This is a genomic window from Dictyobacter vulcani, from assembly GCF_008974265.1.
In the GTDB taxonomy this organism is placed as follows: domain Bacteria; phylum Chloroflexota; class Ktedonobacteria; order Ktedonobacterales; family Ktedonobacteraceae; genus Dictyobacter; species Dictyobacter vulcani.
This window is the reverse complement of record NZ_BKZW01000001.1, coordinates 3,122,857-3,142,672: the sequence shown is the minus strand read 5'-3', so window position 1 is coordinate 3,142,672 and position 19,816 is coordinate 3,122,857. Positions and strand designations below refer to the sequence as shown.

Below are 19,816 nucleotides of genomic sequence, written 5' to 3'. Positions count from 1 at the left end.
AAATAAGAGGCAATGTATCCTCAAAGCGTAACCCGATCAGGAACATTCAGGTATTAACATGCCTGCCAGATAAGTAAGAAATCTCATGGAATCTACATGGAACCTTTCCGGGATGTCAAACGTATATAGGGCAGATAGTTCATCTGTGCTGGCTCAACAATACAGAACAGTAGATATAGACAAAAACCTGCAAATGTGAGCTATTTCACACTCTAATTGTCGCGCAATCGATAGCGCATGGAGCCTTTTTTCGCTTATACTTGAAGGAGTCAGAATAAGATGGGAGGGATCTTTGGAAGGGGTTGATGCCAACAAATTGATATTTGAAAAAAGAACAGTTCCAACGTCTAACGTATTAGGGTCATTCCCTTTTATGTAAGACATCTGGCAACGAATTGAAAAAAACGGGAACAATGCTGCGGTGAAATGCCTGTAAAGGCGTTGGTGGAAGGATACAAACATGAATACGCAACCTCTAGAAATGATAAATAATACACATTATGCAGAGACCGAAACGGACAAGCTAGTTAGCAATGGGTTCACTCAGGACGAAATTATTTCGCTATTCTGGCTTCGACAATGGTATCAGCATGGTGGGAGTGATAGAGTAGAGGTGCTCCGGCACCTGGAATTCCTCAAGCTACTTGTTGTTAACGGTAAAGTAGAATTGTAAAGTAGCGAGAAATCACGTTTATTTACACGGACAGACAACATTTTATTTTAAAGAAAAGGCCCGCGCTGTTTGCAAACAAGCGCGGGCCTTTTCTTTAGCGATCCATAAAACTAATGGTGGGAGGAAACAGCACTCTGCTGGCTTCGCAGACTATGCGACCCTCTGGTGTGTAGATCAAATTGCTGCATAAACCAATGGGTTGAGGCCGTCATCAATTTTGTCTGTAAAGGCACACTGGCACGCATAGTAAACACATTAAAATTATTCGCGCAAATACGATCCAATATACGCTGATAAAGGGTTCCACTTAAACGCACGGCTAAGCGGCAATCAGCATCTAACAACTCGATACCGAGAGTCCCTCGTTGATAATATTCATCCGCGCGTCCCATCTGGAAGCGCACAAGTTCGCGGAAGGCATCATTAATCACCCCGGCCATCAAATCAGCTTCACGATAGCCAAAACGTTCCATCTCATCGGCAGGCAAATAAATACGATTCCGACGAGCATCCTCCCCGATATCTCGCAAAATATTCGTCAATTGCAGCGCAATGCCTAGATCTACCGCATAAGGTAAAGCGGACTCATCCTCATAGCCAAAAATAGGAGAGGTCATCAAGCCAACGGTACCAGCCACGCGATAGCAATAGAGAGAGAGTTCCTCAAAATTCTGATAGCGCTGCCTGGTCAGATCCATCTCTACACCATCCAGTAAATCCAACACTGGCTGAAATGGAACCGAATATTGTTCGAGCATATGCTCCCAGGCCTGGAGAATCGGCTCATCGCTGGCGGTACCGCGTTCATATAAACGCGTGAGTGCCTGACGCCAACCCTCAAGCGCTTGAGCAGGAGAACTAGATCCTCGCAAATGCCCGACCGCGGGAGTAGAATCCTCAGCGGCCTCATCAACAATATCATCAACCCTGCGACAGAACGCATAAATAGCCCAGACCGCCTGTCTTTTGTGTGGTGGCAAAAAAACAGAGCCCCAGTAAAAGGTCTTTGATGCTCGTTGCGTCACTTGACGACAGTACTCATAGGCATCTGTCACCCGCTGTCCCTGTCGCATTCCATATCTCCTATCCATTTTCTTTGAATACTGGTCAAAGTTATTTATCGAATGATAAATAATCGACCCAATATTCATACAACAATAATATCCTTTATGTTAATGCTCAGGCCAACCCTGGTTTCGGATTGTGCCCTGACAAGCTAATCCTATTGTCAGTATAATTTACCCGGCCACAGTCAGAATATTCATCGATTATCACAATACAGATGCATGTTCGTGGCAGAAATGGGTAACATATAACGAAGCTACCGCAAGAATACATCATCAAACCTGAGCGGCTCAATTTACGTACATACTACTAAAGAACATGCTACAAGAGAACCATCGTGAATACCAAATCTTTCCTACGAGTTTGATCATATAATAAAAAAGAACAAGGAATTCTATGCGCATTATTCTCTATCTTGGCAAAGGTGGCGTTGGTAAGACCACTGTTTCAGCCGCCACTGCTGTCCGGTCCGCGATGCAGGGCAAACGCACCCTGGTCGTAAGTACCGACCTTGCCCATAGCCTGGCGGATTGTTTACAAACCAATCTAACCTCTGAACCCAGAGAACTCACCACGAATCTCTGGGCCCAGGAAGTTAATGTTTTAGATGAAATGCGTCAGGGCTGGGGAAAACTGCAGGAATCCATGACCAAAACCCTGCGTAAACAGGGCATCAATGCGGTCCTGGCAGACGAACTGGCCTTGATTCCTGGTATGGATGAGATTGTGAGCTTGATTAATATCTATCGTAATGCCAGGGATGGAAACTTTGATGTCGTGGTCATTGATGCCGCTCCAACGGGAGAAACGGTTCGCCTGTTAAGTATGCCCGATACATTTCAATGGTATGCCGCTAAAATCATGGGACTACAAAACGGCTTCGGCTTTGCTCGTCCTTTCCTCAAAGCGATGCTGCCCACCACCGAAATTGTGGAAGCAGTCAATGCCCTCAGTGAACGTGTGAAAGCGTTACGCGAGGTACTGAGTGATCCAACCATCAGCTCTTATCGTCCTGTGGTCAATCCTGAGCGTATGGTAATTAAAGAGGCATTACGCGCCGAGACCTATCTCGCCCTCTTTGGTTATCCCATAGATGGAGTAGTCTGCAATCGTGTCATTCAAGCTGGCAATTATCAGGATGCCTTCATGCAGGACCTGTATCAGACCCAGGAGAAACTACGCCAGCGTATCCACCAGACCTTTGCTCCATTACCAGTCTGGGAGGCACCGTATCGCTCACGAGAGATTCTTGGTATTGAGGCTCTAGGACAACTGGCTGAAACCATTTTCGCTGACGAAGACCCTACCCGCGTCTTTCATCAGGGACCTGTGCAGGAGATTATCCAGCAGGGGGATAGCTATATCCTACGCTTACCACTTCCCCATGTCGAGATGGATAAAGTAGTAATGAGTAAAAAAGGCGATGAAATGGTCGTCGAGATTGGAAACTTTAAACGCGACATCACACTACCAGCAGTGCTGGCGAATCAAGAAGCCACGGTCGCAAAATTTGTCAACAAGGCGCTAGAAATACACTTTGGTGCACCCTCTGAACAGACTGACAAATCGGCCTGAGCAAAGGGAACCTGACCTGAAAGGGAAACCTGGCAGCATGCAAATCACGACGCTTTTGATCTTACTAACAGGATGCGTTTTTATGGCTTTATTACTCTGGCTCTACCTGCGTAGCAGGCAAGGAGACCAGCGCATCATCAATACCGTGAATAACATGCTGCTCCCTATTTTAAGTGCGCTGGTCGTAACCATCAATTTACTTTTTGCCTATCGCAAGACTACGCTAACCTGTACAGGTACACCAGCCATATTATCTATAGCTGGAATTGTACTGGCCATTGTTTTAATTCTCACTGGCTGTCTGCGCTTCTTTCTCAGTCAGCAACGCGACCGCAGGACTATTACCCAGCCAATCCTATTAGCCACCATCCTGGTCACGCTTACAGTCCTTGGCATGCGCCTCAGCAACTGCCTTTGAACTATAAATTATAACTTCCATTGATCAGATGAGGAACCGAGCAACGCCCGTGCTTCACTTTCATCTGTTGCATCTATCAGGGCATCGAATAAATCATTCAACTGATTAACACCTATCTCGGCAGCCATCCGCTGTTGACATAGTTCATCCAGGTCAGGGAAACGTTTGTGCACATAGTGGCTTATAGTAACCCGTAACCCTTCAAGCTTGCCCTTCTCCATGCCCTTCTCCATGCCCTTCTCCATGCCTTGCGCCATACCTTTCTCCATACCCTTGAGCATGCCTTCTTCTAGCATTTCCTGATAGGCCCAGGATTCTTCGAGAATATCGTGCATACGAGTAAACCTTTCTTTTAACCACTGTTTATCTACATTATCCTGAAAGACGAGAGCCGCCAGCGCATACCCAAGGGGATACAAATCCTCTCGATTGGCATTACGCAGGTCGGTAATCATTTCTTCAACAATTTCGCGTTGCGCACCATCTTTTGTCAGAGGCAGCAACGGGAGCATGCCTTCCACACCAAGTTGATGCAACTTATCTGGAGACATTTCCCATAATTTCAGGTTACGAAACTGAAAGTAATGAACGAGTTCACCATCTGGTGAGCGCTGCTCATAGGAAGGCTCTACAACATTTTTATCTTCGATCAGATACAACACAATAGAGTAGACAGGTAACCCGGCCAGACATCCTGTTAAGACATTATATTCCCAAACTCGCCTGGCCATATTCTTATCGGATTTGCGTTGAAACTCAACATGCAAAACGATATCTTCATTATTCCAGGTCACGTTGTATAAAAGATCAGCATTTATCGTTCGTGTCTGCAGCTCTTTGTCGCGCTCACCTGTAAATTTCGCTCCTGCCAACAGTAAAGAGACAAAAGACTGTGGATCTGCTTTTACCAGTAATTTGAGGATATCATCCCAGATTTTTGTCATGCCCCCTCCTCTTCAACCACCTTATAGAAACAACTCTAACATCTCTTAACGTAGAAGTACAGTGACAATATATTCATCTAGACGTATAGAATTTGTGAGGAATCAGGGAGAAATGCGTATATAAAAGTTATTGGATGGTACTGCCAGACAGATCATTTCAAAGAATATCTCTAGTACTTGACACCCGTTCCAATTACCTTCTATTATGGACGCTGAATATTAAACGTATGGACGCTGAATAGTAATCGCTACAAGACAGAGTAATAAACTATCTATGTCAAATCGTAATACAGCAACACTGACAACTTATGTAGAGCGTGCACGCAAGGTCCTGCAACACGAGCAGCGCACGCATCATCAGGATCAAGCCATCAAACCTGGTGGTGTCGAAGCATTTACAGCTCGCTGGCACGCGGATGCCAGCGCTCTCTGCCAGACAACTGGCCAGGATAGTGGTCCCGTTCATCGTTTCGCACAACACCTCAGTGGCTATCACGAACAAGATCCTATTCAACGGGCTGCCAGTCTACGTGCGGCCCTGGCTATTCTCAGCGAACTGGAAACGGCTAAACCTGGCACCTCAACTAACACCCTGGCTGCACCAGAAAAAGAGTATCAATCTGCCAAACAACAGATGCCTCCCAAAGCCAACACGCTGGCAACAAAAGAAAGACCAAAGCCACGCAAGGTTTCTGCAGATGTTGAGAAGAGTACAGGTAAGACCACTTCCAGATCCCTTACAGTAAAAAATGTGGTTACATCTGGCACAACGCCCGTATCAGAAGGGACCAGAACAGCCGGAACCAAAGAAAGTATCCAGGATATTCCCAATCCTATTCGCCTGGAAGCTGGTATGTCACAAGGTCATACCTCGTTAACACTGCTCAGTGCTGATATCACGGCAATTCCAGGTGTAGGCCCCACCGTGGCCACCCGCATGCAGACGCTGGGTATTCGCACTGTACGGGATCTCCTCTTCTATTTTCCGCGTGAGCATCGTGATTATAGTCAGCTAGAAAAGATTGCCAATGTCCCATTCGGCGAGCTCACCACTACAATGGGGCTGATCTGGGACGTTGAACTGAAACGTACCGGCAATGGACGTACCCGTACCATCGCCACTATCTCTGATGAAAGCGGAAAGCTATACGTTTCCTGGTTCAACCAGCCATACTTACAGAAACAGTTGCTGGCCGCCAAAGGTGATTATCTGGTGGTCACCGGCATCAAACAGCGTTTCGGCAACAAGGTCGAGTTTTCAGTTCGCAGTCATGAGTTACCTGAACAGGGAGATCTACTCAACACTGGACGCATGGTACCAATTTCCCTTAACTGAGGGCTTAAATGCCAAGGCGTTGCGGCGTTTCACCAAGTACGCGGTCGATCGCTATGCAAAAATGATTCCAGATCATCTACCAACATCAATTCGCGAGGATGGGCGCCTGATGATGCTTTCGCGGGCCATTGAGCAGATTCATTATCCAGATAATGAAGAAATGCGCTCGCTCGCACATCGCCGGCTGGCTTTTGATGAATTATTTGTGCTCCAGCTAGGGATGCAAGAAAAACGAGCCCGCTGGCAGCATGAAGCCAAAGATGGTAGTTCTTTTACGCGTTACGATCATCGCATTTTTGCCGAGCCTGATCAGGAACTTTCCAGTACATCAAAAATAGCAAAAAAAGTTTCTCAGCCTGATACACAGTTGCTGGGTTCAACCCTCTGGTCGGTAATTGCAACTGATAAGCCTTTTGAGTCAACACTACCGTTCTCATTTACGCCTGCTCAGCGTCGTGTCATTACAGAGATTTTTGGAGACCTGGGTAAACGCAAGCCCATGTGCCGTTTGTTGCAAGGTGATGTGGGTGCCGGTAAAACAGCAGTAGCAGCCTCTGCGCTCCTTCTAGCAACACTGAATGGTTACCAGGGAGCAATCATGGCTCCCACTGAATTGTTAGCGGAACAACATGCACGCAGTATCAGCCTCATGTTAGAGCCCTTTGGTATCCAAACCGTGCTTCTGACAGGAAGCCAGCGACAACGTGAGCGTAACGCGGCCCGCCAGGCCTTGGCATCAGGACAGGCCGCGGTTGCCATTGGTACCCACGCCTTAATTCAGGATGATGTGCTTTTCCAAAGTCTGGGGTTGGTCATTGTGGATGAGCAACATCGCTTTGGTGTTGAACAGCGCGATGCCTTACGCCAGAAAGGCCTGCATCCACATATGCTGGTCATGACAGCTACTCCCATCCCCAGAACGCTAGCCCTGACACTATATGGCGATCTGGACGTCTCGGTCATCGATCAGTTACCACCAGGACGGCAGAAAATTATTACACGCTGGCGTACCGGCGCACGTAGCAGCGAGGCATATACCGAGATCGCACAACAGGTTTCAGAAGGGCGTCAGGCGTTTATTATTTGCCCATTGATCGAAGAGTCAGAGACTTTAACTGCCAAGGCAGCCACCAGCGAATATGAGCGCTTACAGCGCGATGTGTTTCCTGACTTGCGTGTGGGTCTTTTACATGGAGCGATGAAACCAGCGGAAAAAGATCAAATCATGCATCGCTTCAGGGACCATGAGTTAGACATTCTCGTGGCAACATCTGTAATCGAGGTCGGTATTGATATTCCGAACGCAACCGTGATGGTCATTGAGGATGCTGACCGTTTTGGACTCTCGCAGCTCCACCAGTTCCGCGGGCGCGTTGGTCGCGGCAAACATCAATCCTATTGTTATGTATTAAGTGCCGAAGCCAGCATCCAGGCTCAGGAACGCCTGGGGGTCTTTCAGGATACCGATGATGGCTTCAAACTCTCAGAAGAAGATCTGCGCTTGCGTGGACCAGGAGACTTTGTGGGTGTACGCCAGAGCGGTATGCCTGAACTTCGTATCGCTGACTTTGGAGATACCGTTCTCATCGAGCAAACGCGCACTCTGGCCGAACAACTCTGGAGTAGCGATCCATACCTGCGTAAAGCAGAACATGCTCCCTTGCGGGAACGCATGTATCTCTTCTGGCAAAATTTTATGGCCCATTAATAAACATATCCACTTGCACTTGAAAAGCAATCGTGTGAGCTGCAAGTGAGCAGTTTACACGATTGCTTTTTCATAGCATATAAACTGGTTTTGTCATCGTGACCAGCAAAAAAAGCGTGTTATAGATGACTGAATGTTGTTGTTTAGCTTCCATCTGGAAGAGGATATTTATACTATGAAGATATTGGTTTTTAATGCGGGATCGAGTAGCCATAAAAGTAGTTTGTATGAAGTAACGGGTCCACTACAGGATACTCCCCCTGATCCTCTGTGGGAGGCCAACGCAGATTGGACCAAACAACAAGGCCAGACAGATCTAGAAATAAAGGCCAATGGGCAAAGTATAAGTCAGCAACTCTCAACGGACGAGCGGGAAAAGATTATTCAGCAGTTACTGGAAACCCTATGGTCCGGAAAAACCAAAGTCATCAAGGATCTTTCAGAGATCGATGTGGTGGGACACCGCGTTGTCCATGGAGGAAAGGAATTCGTCAAAGCTGTCCGTGTTGATCAACATGTGAAAGATGCGATCCAAAAGCTCAGTATATTTGCACCACTCCATAATCCAGCCGATCTCAAAGGGATTGAAGCAATTGAAAGCCTCAAGAGTGATGTTCCACAGGTAGCTGTATTTGATACCTCCTTTCATAGTCAGATGCCCCTCGAAGCAAAAGTGTATCCAGGACCATATGAATGGTATGAACAGGATATCCAGCGCTATGGTTTTCACGGTACCAGCTATCAGTATGCATCCCGTATAAGTGCACACATCGTGCATAAAGACCTGAAAGCGTTAAAAATGGTCATCTGTCATCTTGGCAATGGTTGCTCGGTGACCGCCATCCAAAATGGACACAGTATTGATACCAGTATGGGATTTACGCCTCTGGAAGGTTTAATGATGGGGACACGCTCCGGATCAGTTGATCCAAGCATCCTGATTTATCTGGAACGTGAAAAAGGCTACGATGCACAGAAACTGGATCAGGTTTTAAATAAAGAATCTGGTTTCAAAGGTATCTCTGGTATTTCTAGCGATGTGCGAGCGATCCATAAAGGTATTGACGATGGTAATAAACGCGCGGCACTTGCTCTGGATGTGTTTATACATCGATTGCGCGCCACCATTGGAAGCATGATCGCTATCCTGGGGGGCATTGATGTACTTACCTTCACCGGAGGAATCGGTGAGCATGATGAGCTTATTCGAGCCAGAACATGCGAGAATTTCGGCTTTCTCAACCTCAAACTAGACCAGCAAAAAAATGCAGCCTCTCCAGCAGATCAAGAGATCTCTACACCTGACTCGGCTGTACGGGTCCTGATTGTCAAAGCACAGGAAGACTGGGAGATTGCTCGCCAATGCTGGCAGCTCATGCAATAGCTATCAAATGACAAGAAAAACTGCCAGGTAAATTGATATCGCCTGGCAGTTTTTTTTATGCTCAACCGACAACACTTCAGGGAGTTTTAAGCGCCTGCACAATCGCATCATAAGCAGGCTTGTGCCGATAATCTTTGTCAAAAATCAGCGGCTGATCACTATCTCGATGCAGGTCCGAGTGCACCCAGGTATAGCGATCGGTGAAACCCCAGAATACAATCGATTGACAGACTTTGATCTGCAAACAATCTTTGACCACAGTACCATAAATATCAGCCTGGATCTTCAGCGTGGTAGGCATATCAACCTTAGTCTCGCTGGTCAACACATCCATTTCTGTAATATCTATTTTTAAGCCCAGATCTGCAAAGCGTTGCATATTCTGCAAAACTGTAGCATTGTCTGGATAAAACTGCGTGTGCATATGCATCTGCATACCAACACCATTGATGGGCACTCCACGCTGGATCAGTCCTTGCAGCAAACTGTATACGCCATCAAATTTTTTGCTGGACCACTCGGTGCCATAATCGTTGTAGAAAAGTTGCGCCTGAGGATTGGCCTCATGCGCCCAACGAAATGCCATATCGATATAATCAGGGCCAATACCACGTAACCAGATAGAGTCGCTGAGCTGTCCAGTATCATCGTCAACAGCCTCATTCACGACATCCCAGACATTTATCTGACCCTTATAATGGGTTACTACTTTGGTAATATAATCTTTAAGGATATACATCAATTGATCGCGCGAATAGCTGCCATTCTGCAACCATGGTGGGAGCGCGCTATACCAGACTAATGTATGTCCACGGGGCACCATCCCATGTTGATGGGCATAATTGACAAAAGCATCCGCTTGCTGGAAAGTATAATCACCAGGCTGCGGCTGCAAAGCATCAAATTTCATCGCGGTTTCAGGCGTAACCGCATTAAATTCATCACTCAGAACACGCGAATAATCATGATCATGTTGCAACGCGTCCAGGTTGACAGCGGCCCCGATATGAATATGGCGTGCGTCCGCAAGATCACGTAGCGTCTTAGGACCTTTATGGGTTGGCGTGGCATGTGGAGCCTTCTGGACCGTCGTGGCCTGCGGGGTAGCAGGTTGCTGACCAGTTGGTAGGCCCGAACAGGCAGACAAAATACAGATCAAAAGTATACAAGAAAAGAGCTGGCGTCTCAAAATAGAACCTCCCGTAGAACAGGGACATAGTGAATTATGCTGTTTTTCCACTACCCAAAAGCATAACACAACAACCTATCAGACGCTATTTTTAGGACCATCTATCCTTCAATGGGTACATGTATACTAAATGAAACTACATGCGTAGCTGAAGCGTGTGTATAGTACACAGTACGACTTACAAATACATAAAAACTTGTTATAAACAATTTGGCAAGCGAAAGGAGGGCGTATGGCCAGGTTATTAGATCGCCTGACATCAAATCCATCACAGACGAAAGCCGAACAGGCTCAAGCAAAATTAGAGCAAGCGCAGGATGCATCGAAGGCATCATATGCAAACCTCAAGGATGCTGCCCAATCAGCATATGAGGCAACAAAAGACGTCGCGCAATCAGCATTATCAAACACTAAAGACGCGGCACAGTCAACCTATGGTGTGACCAAATCGGCATTATCAAATACCAAAGACGTTGCACAATCAACCTATGGTGTGACTAAAGATGCTGCTCAGTCAACTTATGGCAATGTCAAAACCGGTGTTTCCAAAACACAGGGCGCGTTGCTTGCAGGTGCTGGTGCTGCCAGTGTGCTACTCCAACAGAACCAGAAGAAAAACGCCAAGAATCTGAAGAAAGCTCAGAAAAATTTCAACTTCTTCCAGTCTAATGCGAAGGATCAGATTGCTACAGGTACAGGAAAAACACAGAAGGTTATTTCCAATGGTGCCTCATTTGCGCAGGATGCTTTGCAGAGCGGTTCACAGTTGGCCCAGGACGTTTTTGACAAGAACAGCAAGAAGGCTCAGAAAAACCTGAAAAAAGCTCAGAAAAATCTGTCACACTTCCAGGATAATATTCAGGGAAGTGTGGTTCCAGGTCTGGATGCAGCCCAGGAAGCTCTGAGTAAAAGTTCGAAGAAAGCTAATAAGCAGTTGAAAAAAGTTGCTTCGAACGCTAAAGACTTGACTGGATCTGTTCAGGATCAGTACGAGCACTATCAGCACAAACGCCAGCGGGCAAAAACACTGTTCCGCATTGGTCTGTTTGCTGGAGTCGTCGCAGCTTTACTCTATACTCCATTCACTGGCTCAGAAGTTCGTGCACGGCTTGTGGAGCAATGGAATAAATATCGCACTTACTTTGGCATCTAGTAGCCGTACTTAACAGTGCAGGTTACAGCTAGCCAGAAAAGAAAAGAGGATGAGAGCAATTGTCCCATCCTCTTTTCTTGTTATATTCCCTGGCTCAATGGAGATTGATCATACTGTTTCAGAAGATCCTCAGGACCATCATAAATGGCCAGGGCCCCTGCCAGATCCTTATCGCTCCATCCGCCAGAGCGAAAGGCAATCGTGGATAGTGAGGCCTTAGAGGCGGCTTCAATATCATAGGCCGTATCGCCTATCATGAGCAGTTCATGGGGGTCCAGTCCAATGCGCTTAATCGTTGCATGGATGATATCTGGATCGGGTTTGGATTGGTTGGCATCTTTTGAGGTTGCCTCTTGCTCAAAAAGCTGGTCAATATGCGGCTCGATAATCTTCAGCATTTCATGTAATTCATCCGGCTCGGCTGAGGTAGCGATAGCTAATCTCAAACCTTTGTCATGCATATGGTGGAGTAGCTCAGCTGTACCGGGAAAAGCTTTGACGGTAGAAAAATATTTTTCTTTAAATATTTTTTTCCGACTCTCGCCAATCTTCTTGCCCTCGGGACTATCCTTTGAGAGGTGTAATACTTCGGGCAGTACCTTATCCCCACCCATGCCAATTAAGGGACCAACTTTTTCAAAAGGTACGTCATAGCCATTTTCTTTCATTGCCTCGACCCAGGCATGCGTATGCGCTTTATTGCTATCAATCAGGGTGCCATCCACATCCAGGATAATACCCTTTACAGGTTGATGTCTGGTCATCTAAATTCCCCCTACTTTTTCCAAAAACATGGTGTGTATCTTTCTATACGCTACACTATATACAATCTCTGATACTGCACGGCTACGGTGTTCGCTTCATTTATTTTATACATAACACTCTCAAGTCGCACAAAAAGATACGTTCTAACTAGTAGTCTGTCAGACATCATGTGATGGGGAGGCGGGGATGCAAGCGAGCATGCCGGGGCATGATCAAGCGGCGAGCCCCTTGACTGGGGATCGGGGGTGTGCCACCGGCATGCTCGCTTGCATCCCGCCCGCGTAGCGGGCGCACAACTCATCACACGAAGTTTGACAATGTACTAGCGGTACCTGGGATGTATAGTTGAGGTGGTGATAGTTGGGGTTTGCTGAAATATGGGGTAAGGCATCCATGCCAGAGGTACAAACAAAAGTCTGGACTGTATGATCCATCCATGCGTCGAATCAACACTACATGGAAATAGTCTGAGCCTGAGCAATCAGAATCTTGCGTAATAAGACTTTGGCACGATGAAAATACGTCTTGGCAGTTGCCTCTGGCATACATAACACTTTACCAATTTCAGAAAAACTCAACTGCGAGGCGTAGCGTAAAATGACCACGGAACGGAATTTCGGTGGCAAGGATTCTATGGCCTGGTGGAGATGCAATTGCAAATCGTGACGTTCGATCAACTCTTCTGGTAAAGGTCCAGGGTCAGGAATATCACTTAAAACAGAAACCTCGCCATCACAATTTTCTATTTCTAGTTGAGAAAAATGAATCGCATAGCGATGCCGTCGTCGCAATTCATCTACACAACAATTACGCGCAACTTGAAAAAGCCATGATTTAAATGGCTCACCTGTTGCCAATTTTGGTAGCGAGGTGTAAAAACGCAAAAAGACCTGCTGGAGTACATCGCAAGCCAGGTCATAGTCACTCAGAAAGCGACAAATAAAGTTAAAGAGAGGTGTGTGATATCTACGTACCAGGAGCTCAAACGCACGTTCATCTCCATCGAGAATCATCTGGGCCAGCACGGCATCAGAGAACTCTTGAGAGGTGTTTTTTATAAATTCTTGAGTTTGCACGGGTAACCTCTTCGTTTCTGAATGGATTCATGATCTAGCCAGTTATTCTTTTATAGATACTAGCATATACTCTTCAAACGATAATTACAATGGCATTTGACTCAAATAAAACTCTGTAATTCTATTTAAAATCAAAAATCACACTAAAATAACAGAGCATGAAGTTTTCCTATGTATACAATTTCACATATTGTATTTATCGTTATTCATTTGACTGCTTATTCAATAAAAATTGGGCCATAACGTTATGGCCCAACTTGACGAAAAAGTCTGTGCAACGAGAATTCTTTATCAGGCATGTTCTAAGCGGCGCAACTCAATTTTGCCATTGCGCACCCGCACTGCGAAAGTTGGTTGGGAGTAGACAGCAGGACTATTAACGACCTTTCCATCACACATTCGGAAACCAGAATTATGCCATGGACAATACACTACCCCGTCCTCATAGCTTCCTTCATCTAAGGGTCCGCCCAGATGTGAACAGGTAGCGGCGATTGCATGAATCGTTGAGCCATCTTTCAGGAGTACTGCTGGCATACCAGCGGCATCTACACGCGTCAACTTACCGGGCACTAGCTCGCTCTCATCCAGTACAGCTACATATTCATCAGAACCAGCTTCGGGAATAACACGATTGACGCCGATAGCATTTGAATAAGCCAGTTCACCACCAATATAGGAAGAGTAGATAGTCAGGGCATAAGCAGTACCGGCCAGAGTAATAGCGGTCTTCCGTTGTCCGGTTGCGCGCAGCAAGGCAGATGATAGATTAAGAACAGTCACGCTACCATTGAGGAGTGCATGCAACATACCAGTCCGTTGTTCCTGACCATCGGTATCTACCCAGTTAGCTATTCCTGTGGCCGCAGAGCCGGCGGCTCCAGCCAGGCCAAGCCAGATCATCATATCCGCGCTCCATGCCATACCATCATCATCTTCATTGGCAAGCCAGGCCAGATCAAAAACCATAGCCGAGGTCCAGGCACCAATAGGAATCGTCACCAGGACAGGATGAAGAGGATGGCCAAACCAAACGCCTGCCAGAAAATCTTTGATGCGATATTCAGGCGTCTTTGGACTGCCAAACAATGAGTTCGTCCACTTCTGCAACGGGGCAGACAGCTTATCTAACCAGGGCATACCCGCGATCATTTTCGCACTATAATGACGTAAGAGCGGTGAACGTGGTGGAGTATCCATCCAGCTTATCGTTGGTTCTTTTTGATTTGTCGTTTCGGCAACCATATATTTACAATCCTTTCTTACACCGCAAGCCAAAAATAGTCTCGAGGTGGATTCATTCCAATCACAGAAAAAGGAATTTCAGGTTTTTGTACTTTCTGTAAGTAATCCATTACAGCAGGATTATGTCCGTAAAAGAGGCGTGCGCTATGAAGTGCACACTCAAATGAGCGAAAGTGAACAGACATTTCACCCTGGATGGGCATTGACACATAGTGAAAATCATGCGCTTGAAACCAATCCAGGTCCTCCGTACGAGGCCAGATAATGATGATTTTGCCATCTGGCTTTGTCACCCTGCGTAGCTCAGCTAAACCTTCCTCGCCGCCCTGATCATCTAATGCCGTGAAAGCAGAACAACTGATCGTGGTATCAACAGACTGATCAGGCAAGGGTATACGGGTAAAGCGACCCGCCAACGGCTGAATGCGTTGATCTTTGTCACTGGTCTGAACTTTTTTACGCAAAAGATGCAATAAACCAGGTGAAGGTTCAACGGCATACACTCTCGCAGCACCGAAACGCAAACATTCAAACGAGGCACGCCCACTACCAGCACCTGCATCCAGCACTATTTTTTCAGCCAGATCTGACTGAATGGATTGAAAGATGCCTTCATGCAAGCGCTCACCTTCGGTCAATTCTTCATAGAGTTCAGGAGTCTTCCAATACACTAGTTCCCAGAATAGACGATCAAGAATCTCTTTTCGGGCCTGTTCAGTTTCCTGTCCGGTCAATGGATACTGCAATTCCTGCTGAAATTGCTGCTGCTGTTCTGGCGAGAGGCTAGCAGCGATATGCTGTACAAGTGCGGGCGAGGTAGCATGCAATCCTCTGGCAAGCAACTGAATGGAGATCTGAGAATGACTACAAGCAAGCATACTGCGCAAATTTTCCTGATCAAACACCAGGAGATCGTCAATAGAGAATGGATTGTTGAACAGCACATCACTACTTGCCATGTATCTTTCCTTCTTCTAGTACATTGTCAAACTTCGTGTGATAGGTTGTGCGCCCGCTACGCGGGCGGGATGGGGAGAGATGCCGGGGCACAGCCCCCAATCCCCAGTCAAGGGGCTCGCCGCTTGATCATGCCCCCGGCATGCTCGCTAGCATCCCCGCCTCCCCATCACATGATGTCTGACAGACTACTAGCTTCTATACATTTTTTGCATACATCCCAACTACGTTCCCACGATTGAATGGCATGCTATTTGTCGTACGCGTTTTTAAAACAAATAGTTTCTAGTATCATCAGGTATAGACAGCATTTGCTGCCAGCGTTTAAAAATCATACTAACCTGAGCCTCAGGCACCTAACTCAGTGTGTCCAGAATAGGGAACCTGAAACGTGCAGGGAACACATCCTCAGTGAATACACACACTTTTTTTTAAGACTATAGTATAAGATGAGACTAACGCGTCAGTTTATGCGTGTACTAATTAAGGTTAAGTGGAGAGGGGATGGGTAGACTTTGCTATGATAGAGACCGCCTCTAAACCGTTTATTCTCTCATACAGCTTTAGAAGTATATTGTTGCGGTCTCATTAAACGGGCAAAAATGTAAGTGAGAGTTATGCACCAGGGGGAACCGTTTTATGCGTACTGTACTTATCCTTAATCCGACTTCAGGTGAGTCAGCCCTGGCCGGAAATCATACAACCATTGATGAAACCAAAGAAAAGATTCTGGCCTCTTTACGGACCCACAATATAGAACCGACCATTCTTTATACGACTGTGGAAGATCCAGGCAATGGCCTCGCGCAACAGGCAGCCGCAGATGGTGCTGAGATCGTCATTGCCGCAGGTGGGGATGGCACGCTACATGCCGTGGCGACAGGTCTGATCGGAACCAAGAGTGCTCTGGGTATTCTCCCCATGGGTACGATGAATAACATTGCCCGCAGTTTGAAAATTCCAGAAGAGATCGAGCAAGCCTGCGATATCATCGCTAAAGGCTCAACCCGCAGCATAGATGTAGGAAAAATCAACGACCACATCTTCTTAGAGGTCTCAGGGATTGGCCTGGAAGCCGCGATTTTTCCTGCCGCAGAAGAGCTTAAAAGCAAAGGTATCCTTTCAACATTCCGTGGTGTGGCCCAGGGTCTTTATACGCTTGTAACGTTTAAACCCACCAGATTTACCGTGACCCTGGATCAAAAAAAGCGTCAGTACGTCCATGCCATTCAAATCAGCATCTGTAACTCTCCATATTATGGTGCGCGGCTACAATTCGCGCCCAATGCAGTCATGGATGATGGTCTACTAGATGTACTGATCTACCGTAGATTTAGCACGTTCGATTATATACGCCATGCCATTTCTATCAGCCAGGGGAAGCGGGATGTAGAACAGAAAATCACTCACCGCAAAGTCAAATCTATTACCATCGAAGCCGAACATCCAGTAGAGATTCACGCCGATGGTGAACAAAAAGGACATACACCCGCGACGATTGCTATTCAATCGGGTGTCTTACAGGTGCGTGTCCCCAAACAAATGGCTGAGGGTCCCAGCATCACCAAGCCCGAACGCAAAAAGAGAAAAGTCTATCAACGGGCCGTGCAACGCGATCAAAGTCAAGAGAAAGGTCCTGTGCATGTTTAATCCTATTCGTAAACGTACCAAAGAAAATAATTTTACCCAGCCAGATGTCAATACAAATACGATAAATGAACAAAATCCATCCACGCCTCAGGTCAAGTTACCTGATGTGCAGGTGCCGCCGGTAATGACTGAAGCTCAGCGTGTCGCAGCCGCGACCTCGGTCTCTGGTCGACGAGCGGTTTCACGCGGTACCATGTTTATGGCCTTTTACCTGTGGATACTCTCTGGTGCGGTCATCCTTTCCTTAATTGCACGACGCACGCAGTTCTTTCCAGGTGACATGTCCATTACTGCCAGACTGCAAAAATATCGCAACCCCTGGTTACGACGCTTCTTCTTCGGGATTTCAGAGGTTGGCTTTGCCAAATATGCTATTCCACAAACGGTAGGTGTTGCGGCCATTTTCTGGGCACTGCGCTTCCGCCTTGAAGCACTATTTATCCTGCTAACCTCATCATCCACGTTGCTCAACGCTATCGTGAAACGCGTCATTAAACGACCACGGCCTACGAAGGAACTGGTCACAGTAGTTAAAGTCATCAATGAGCCCAGTTTTCCCAGCGGTCACGTTATGCACTATACCAATTTCTATGGTCTGCTGATCTATCTGCTGGCTACCAACTGGCGTTCAGGTCGGATCCGCAATAGTCTGATTGGTATTTGTAGCCTGCTGATTGGCACTATTGGTCCTTCCAGGATCTATCTCGGGGCCCACTGGCCTAGCGATGTCGCAGCCGGCTACATTTATGGTGGCTTATGGTTTAGCGGCGTGATGGCGCTCTATCTGCGCATCAAAGCCTGGCTCCATCCATTCAAAGGCCAGGCTCCAGTGGTTGGAAAACAGTTACAGCAACCAGGTAATGAGGAAGAGAAAGAAGTTGCCGAGAATTTAGAGCACGAATAAAATCCAAAGATAAAACACGATGCCCATATATCAGTTTACCGTTGATATATGGGCATCGTGTTTTACTTCTGTATTATCCGATATGAGGCATAACAACCTCAGACTGCTGTTGTTCTGCGGCATCAATAACTTCATCTTTATACATATACTGGTCTGCGCGTCCACCGGGAAGCCAGAACATGGCCACCACGCCGACAATTGCCAGGATAAAGAGGAGCAAGTAGACCCAGAACAGGCTTTGTGAAAGGGCCGCTTGCAATTGGTGTAAGAGAACTATTGGCAAGGTTTCTCGCACTCCAGGCGTCAGTAAAACGTTTCCAGGTGATACGCCCTTCGGCAGATGCTGCAACACTTGCTGATAGCTGGCAAAGATCGGCGCAAAGCGCTGCGCCATCTGGGCATTTAAAATCGAACCCATGATGGCCACACCAATCGTTCCGCCAATCGTGCGGAAAAATTGTGTTGACGCCGTGGCGACACCGCGCAGGTTCCAGGGTACAGCATTCTGGACCGAGAGGATGTAGGCGGAACTAGAAAAGCCCAGACCAGTTCCGATCAAGACCATCGCCACAATGATAAAGGGTAGACTCACTTGAGGTGTAAACAACAGCGCCATACCCACACCGATCAGACTTAAAGCGGTCCCAACCAGCGCTGTCAGGCGATAGCCATAGCTTAAGACAACTTTACCACTAATTGTTGCTGCAATCGGCCAGGCCAACAAGAGAGGTCCCAGAATAATACCTGCATCCGTGGCGCTTCCCCCTTTAACACCCTGCATGAACAGCGGTACATAGGAGGTAATGCCAAACATCAACGTACCCAGGATCACACCACCAATACTGGAAATGACAATGATGCGATTCTGAAACAGATCCAACGGAAGAATCGGCTCGGCGGCCCGACGCTCTTCATACAGGAACCAGGCTAACAGGAGCGCTGAGATGGCAAAGAGTCCGATACTTTGCCACGAGAACCAGGACCAACTGGTGCCCCCCTGTAAAAAGGCAAAGAGCAAAGCCACAATACTGATACTCAATGTCAGAGTGCCAATATAGTCCAGCTTATGCTTTTTCCGTTCAACTTGCTCTTTCAAAGAAAACATGAGTATCAGCGCAGAGAGCAAGCCAAAAGGAACATTGATAAAGAAAACCCAACGCCAGGAGAAGTGATCCACGATCAAGCCACCAAGTGCTGGCCCAACAATGCTGGATAATCCCCAGACGCCACTGAATAATCCCTGCACCCGAGCGCGCTCTTTTAAGGCAAAGATATCGCCGATAATGGTCAGCACAATTGGTTGGACGGCACCGGCACCCAGACCTTGAATAGCCCGAAAGATGATGAGCTCAACCATACTATGTGAGAAACCTGATGCAACAGAGCCGATGAGAAAAACAGCGGATCCAAATAAGAAAAGTGGCTTACGGCCGTATAGATCGGCCAGTTTGCCATAAATAGGTACGGTGGTGGTTGAAGTAAGCAGGTAGGCGGAAAAGACCCACGAATAGAGGGTAATACCACCCAGTTTGCCAACGATACTCGGCATGGCAGTGCCGACAATGGTCGTATCCAATGCCGCCAGAGCCATACCCAGCATCAAGGCAATCGTCACAAGAATTTTGGCATTCCTGGTCATTTGCATGTTCCTGATTTATTCCCTTCGCTTGACTACATAACTGCCCATCTAAACACCACAATGACAAAAATTTATTCCCACCACAATTATCCACACATTCAGGAAACCAGTCTGCCACACCAGAATGAGCCAAAA

Annotated in this window: 16 protein-coding genes; 8 read left to right on the top strand and 8 right to left on the bottom strand. The window is 46.9% G+C overall.

Translation table 11 applies throughout. The annotated features are described in order from the left end of the window. Positions 1 to 783: 783 nt before the first annotated feature. Positions 784 to 1,746, bottom strand: a complete 963-nt coding sequence (locus KDW_RS13275; RefSeq protein ID WP_198925259.1) for a phytoene/squalene synthase family protein — start codon at positions 1,744 to 1,746, stop codon at positions 784 to 786. Between the two features lie 388 nt (positions 1,747 to 2,134). Here KDW_RS13275 and KDW_RS13270 point away from each other — a divergent pair, with 388 nt between their 5' ends. Together KDW_RS13270 and KDW_RS13265 are read left to right on the top strand one after the other, a co-directional pair. Next, complete coding sequence (locus tag KDW_RS13270) at positions 2,135 to 3,313, top strand: ArsA family ATPase (protein WP_151756401.1); 1,179 nt, start codon at positions 2,135 to 2,137, stop codon at positions 3,311 to 3,313. A gap of 37 nt (positions 3,314 to 3,350) precedes the next feature. Next, positions 3,351 to 3,731, top strand: coding sequence for a hypothetical protein (locus KDW_RS13265; RefSeq protein ID WP_151756400.1), 381 nt, complete (start codon positions 3,351 to 3,353; stop codon positions 3,729 to 3,731). An 8-nt stretch (positions 3,732 to 3,739) separates the two neighbouring features. On the opposite strand, the gene KDW_RS13260 is transcribed toward KDW_RS13265, so the two are convergent. Then, positions 3,740 to 4,675, bottom strand: coding sequence for an RpnC/YadD family protein (locus tag KDW_RS13260; RefSeq protein ID WP_151756399.1), 936 nt, complete (start codon positions 4,673 to 4,675; stop codon positions 3,740 to 3,742). Positions 4,676 to 4,949: 274 nt separating this feature from the next. On the opposite strand from KDW_RS13260, the gene KDW_RS32785 reads away from it, so the two are divergent. The 3 genes from KDW_RS32785 (at position 4,950) to KDW_RS13245 (ending at position 9,103) form a co-directional block, all read left to right on the top strand. Further along, on the top strand, positions 4,950 to 6,011 hold the full coding sequence (locus KDW_RS32785; RefSeq protein ID WP_151756398.1) for an ATP-dependent DNA helicase RecG: 1,062 nt from the start codon (positions 4,950 to 4,952) through the stop codon (positions 6,009 to 6,011). A gap of 19 nt (positions 6,012 to 6,030) precedes the next feature. Next, positions 6,031 to 7,719: an ATP-dependent DNA helicase RecG gene (gene recG / locus KDW_RS13250; RefSeq protein WP_233097686.1), complete on the top strand. Its 1,689-nt coding sequence runs from the start codon at positions 6,031 to 6,033 to the stop codon at positions 7,717 to 7,719. A 175-nt stretch (positions 7,720 to 7,894) separates the two neighbouring features. Beyond that, on the top strand, positions 7,895 to 9,103 hold the full coding sequence (locus KDW_RS13245) for an acetate/propionate family kinase (protein WP_151756396.1): 1,209 nt from the start codon (positions 7,895 to 7,897) through the stop codon (positions 9,101 to 9,103). 76 nt (positions 9,104 to 9,179) lie between these two features. Here the strand turns inward: KDW_RS13245 and KDW_RS13240 are convergent, their stop codons facing one another. Further along, positions 9,180 to 10,292 (bottom strand): endo-1,4-beta-xylanase, encoded by a 1,113-nt coding sequence (locus tag KDW_RS13240; RefSeq protein ID WP_162005200.1) that lies wholly within the window; start codon positions 10,290 to 10,292, stop codon positions 9,180 to 9,182. Between the two features lie 232 nt (positions 10,293 to 10,524). Here KDW_RS13240 and KDW_RS13235 point away from each other — a divergent pair, with 232 nt between their 5' ends. Continuing rightward, a complete protein-coding gene (locus tag KDW_RS13235; protein WP_151756394.1) occupies positions 10,525 to 11,445 on the top strand; it encodes a hypothetical protein in 921 nt (306 codons plus the stop codon). Positions 11,446 to 11,525: 80 nt separating this feature from the next. Here KDW_RS13235 and KDW_RS13230 read toward each other — a convergent pair whose 3' ends face one another. From KDW_RS13230 to KDW_RS13215, 4 genes are all read right to left on the bottom strand, one after another. Further along, on the bottom strand, positions 11,526 to 12,209 hold the full coding sequence (locus KDW_RS13230) for an HAD family hydrolase (RefSeq protein ID WP_151756393.1): 684 nt from the start codon (positions 12,207 to 12,209) through the stop codon (positions 11,526 to 11,528). 453 nt (positions 12,210 to 12,662) lie between these two features. Further along, positions 12,663 to 13,286 (bottom strand): RNA polymerase sigma factor, encoded by a 624-nt coding sequence (locus KDW_RS13225; protein ID WP_233097685.1) that lies wholly within the window; start codon positions 13,284 to 13,286, stop codon positions 12,663 to 12,665. 291 nt (positions 13,287 to 13,577) lie between these two features. Then, positions 13,578 to 14,531 (bottom strand): Rieske (2Fe-2S) protein, encoded by a 954-nt coding sequence (locus tag KDW_RS13220; protein ID WP_151756392.1) that lies wholly within the window; start codon positions 14,529 to 14,531, stop codon positions 13,578 to 13,580. A 17-nt stretch (positions 14,532 to 14,548) separates the two neighbouring features. Then, positions 14,549 to 15,490: a class I SAM-dependent methyltransferase gene (locus KDW_RS13215; protein WP_151756391.1), complete on the bottom strand. Its 942-nt coding sequence runs from the start codon at positions 15,488 to 15,490 to the stop codon at positions 14,549 to 14,551. 637 nt (positions 15,491 to 16,127) lie between these two features. On the opposite strand from KDW_RS13215, the gene KDW_RS13210 reads away from it, so the two are divergent. Then, positions 16,128 to 17,138 (top strand): diacylglycerol/lipid kinase family protein, encoded by a 1,011-nt coding sequence (locus KDW_RS13210; RefSeq protein ID WP_151756390.1) that lies wholly within the window; start codon positions 16,128 to 16,130, stop codon positions 17,136 to 17,138. Then, entirely contained in the window at positions 17,131 to 18,042 is a 912-nt protein-coding gene (locus tag KDW_RS13205) for a phosphatase PAP2 family protein (RefSeq protein WP_162005199.1), read from the top strand. The genes KDW_RS13210 and KDW_RS13205 overlap by 8 nt, the downstream gene beginning before the upstream one ends. Before the next feature lie 73 nt (positions 18,043 to 18,115). Here KDW_RS13205 and KDW_RS13200 read toward each other — a convergent pair whose 3' ends face one another. Further along, the gene (locus KDW_RS13200) at positions 18,116 to 19,681 is read right to left on the bottom strand and encodes an MDR family MFS transporter (RefSeq protein ID WP_151756388.1); all 1,566 of its coding nucleotides are present in this window, start codon (positions 19,679 to 19,681) and stop codon (positions 18,116 to 18,118) included. Positions 19,682 to 19,816: the final 135 nt, after the last annotated feature.

Excerpts from the sequence above, each read along its gene's own strand:
- KDW_RS13270 (WP_151756401.1), top strand. The coding sequence starts at position 2,135 with ATGCGCATTATTCTCTATCTTGGCAAAGGTGGCGTTGGTAAGACCACT.
- KDW_RS13275 (WP_198925259.1), bottom strand. The coding sequence starts at position 1,746 with ATGCGACAGGGACAGCGGGTGACAGATGCCTATGAGTACTGTCGTCAA.
- KDW_RS13230 (WP_151756393.1), bottom strand. The coding sequence starts at position 12,209 with ATGACCAGACATCAACCTGTAAAGGGTATTATCCTGGATGTGGATGGC.
- KDW_RS13215 (WP_151756391.1), bottom strand. The coding sequence starts at position 15,490 with ATGGCAAGTAGTGATGTGCTGTTCAACAATCCATTCTCTATTGACGAT.
- KDW_RS13265 (WP_151756400.1), top strand. The coding sequence starts at position 3,351 with ATGCAAATCACGACGCTTTTGATCTTACTAACAGGATGCGTTTTTATG.
- KDW_RS13210 (WP_151756390.1), top strand. The coding sequence starts at position 16,128 with ATGCGTACTGTACTTATCCTTAATCCGACTTCAGGTGAGTCAGCCCTG.
- KDW_RS13200 (WP_151756388.1), bottom strand. The coding sequence starts at position 19,681 with ATGACCAGGAATGCCAAAATTCTTGTGACGATTGCCTTGATGCTGGGT.
- KDW_RS13235 (WP_151756394.1), top strand. The coding sequence starts at position 10,525 with ATGGCCAGGTTATTAGATCGCCTGACATCAAATCCATCACAGACGAAA.
- KDW_RS32785 (WP_151756398.1), top strand. The coding sequence starts at position 4,950 with ATGTCAAATCGTAATACAGCAACACTGACAACTTATGTAGAGCGTGCA.
- KDW_RS13260 (WP_151756399.1), bottom strand. The coding sequence starts at position 4,675 with ATGACAAAAATCTGGGATGATATCCTCAAATTACTGGTAAAAGCAGAT.
- KDW_RS13220 (WP_151756392.1), bottom strand. The coding sequence starts at position 14,531 with ATGGTTGCCGAAACGACAAATCAAAAAGAACCAACGATAAGCTGGATG.
- KDW_RS13245 (WP_151756396.1), top strand. The coding sequence starts at position 7,895 with ATGAAGATATTGGTTTTTAATGCGGGATCGAGTAGCCATAAAAGTAGT.
- KDW_RS13205 (WP_162005199.1), top strand. The coding sequence starts at position 17,131 with ATGTTTAATCCTATTCGTAAACGTACCAAAGAAAATAATTTTACCCAG.